At 51.1% G+C, this 1,512-nt stretch carries 1 protein-coding gene; it reads right to left on the reverse strand.

From position 1 onward, the window contains the following. Positions 1–168: 168 nt before the first annotated feature. The gene (locus tag Q0236_RS04335) at positions 169–1,446 is read right to left on the reverse strand and encodes a M20/M25/M40 family metallo-hydrolase (protein ID WP_297915466.1); all 1,278 of its coding nucleotides are present in this window, start codon (positions 1,444–1,446) and stop codon (positions 169–171) included. Between the last annotated feature and the right edge of the window lie 66 nt (positions 1,447–1,512).

Consider the following 1,512-nt stretch of genomic DNA (forward strand, 5'->3'; position numbering starts at 1 on the left):
TCTGTAAAGATGCTCAAAATATGAGTCGCCGCAAAAATTTAAAGGCGAAGTATTTTGAGATGATTTTTGGGGTTTTGAAGTTAAAATTTGACGAAGATAAGGTATATAGCCTATCGAGTCAAATTTTAACGAAATCCGCAAAAAGCGCTCAAAAGACAAGCCGCTAATTTATTGCAGTCTAGCGATTATGTTTCTTACTACTTCCGCCATCATCTCCACCGACGCTATCTCGCAGTGCTCGTTCACGGAGTGAGGCGAGTGGATGTTTGGGCCTATGGAGCAGGCTTGCAGCTCGGGCTGTTTTGCGACCAGTACGCCGCACTCAAGGCCCGCGTGCACGGCGGCAAATTTAGCCTGCGGCTTTTGTTTTTGCAACTCCTCAAGCACCAGATGCGCGAAGTCGCTGATGCAAGGCGCCCAGTTCGCCGAGCGGTCGGCTACTCTCACATCAAAGCCCAGCGCGCTAGCTAGCGTAGCGGTCTCAAAGCCTAAATTTTCGAGCCCCTCTCGCTTCATCGCGCGAGCGAAAAAATCAAATTCAATCACTTCGCCCTTTTGCTTGACGGTCGAGAGATTTATGCTTTCGTTTACCATGCCAAGCTGCGTGTCGTAACTGCGCACACCCTGGGCGAATGAGTTTATGAGAGCTAAAATTTTGCCGCTATTTACCAGTACGTCCGCTTCGCCCTCGCCCAGGCTCTTTACCCACGCTAGGCCGCGCTGTTTTGGCTCATGCGTGCACAGCGCCTTGCACACGGCATTTGCGGGGATCGAGTTGCTCCTCTCGCCAAAATCCAGGCTAATGAGCTCACAGCCCTCCTCGGCGAGAAATTTCGCTAGCAGCTTCGTCGCGTTTGGGATATTTTTGTGTATTTCATTGCCAGAGTGCCCGCCGCTAAGCCCCGTGACGCCGATCTCGTAAATTTTACCGCTTTTTTTGACGCTAGCGGCGCTGATTTTTGCGCTCACGTTTATGCCGCCGGCACATCCCAGCGTCACGCGGTCGTCCTCTTCGCTGTCTAAATTTAGCAAATTTGGCGATAGAATTTTACCCTTAAAGGCGTTTGCGCCCACGAGCCCGACCTCTTCGTCGTTGGTAAATAGGCACTCTAAATTTGCAAACTCCCGCATCGCGCCCATCATCATCGCCACGCCGATACCGTCGTCAGCGCCTAGAGTCGAGTTTTTTGCCCTTAGTATGCCGTTCTCTTCGATGAGCTCTAAATTCGGCGCCGCGCCCACGCAAACCATGTCGTAGTGGCTTTGCAAGCAAATTTTAGGCTCGCCCTTTACGGCGTGGATATTGCCCGCCTCGTCGATGTTTACGCTAAAGCCCTGAGAGCGCGCAAAGTCCGCTAAAAACCCCCTCATCTGCTCCGTTTCGCAGCTGCAGTGCGGTATCTCGCACAGCTTTTTAAAATCGTTCATAACCTCGTTTTTTTGCATGTTTGCTCCTTTTGAATTTATTATATCCGCGCGTTATTGCGACACGCCCGTTAAATTTAAGCGCGC

The organism is uncultured Campylobacter sp., assembly GCF_938031315.1.
Taxonomy (GTDB): domain Bacteria; phylum Campylobacterota; class Campylobacteria; order Campylobacterales; family Campylobacteraceae; genus Campylobacter_B.

What these genes read in the sequence shown, in the direction of transcription:
- Q0236_RS04335 (WP_297915466.1), bottom strand. Translation starts at nt 1,446, where the DNA reads ATGCAAAAAAACGAGGTTATGAACGATTTTAAAAAGCTGTGCGAGATA.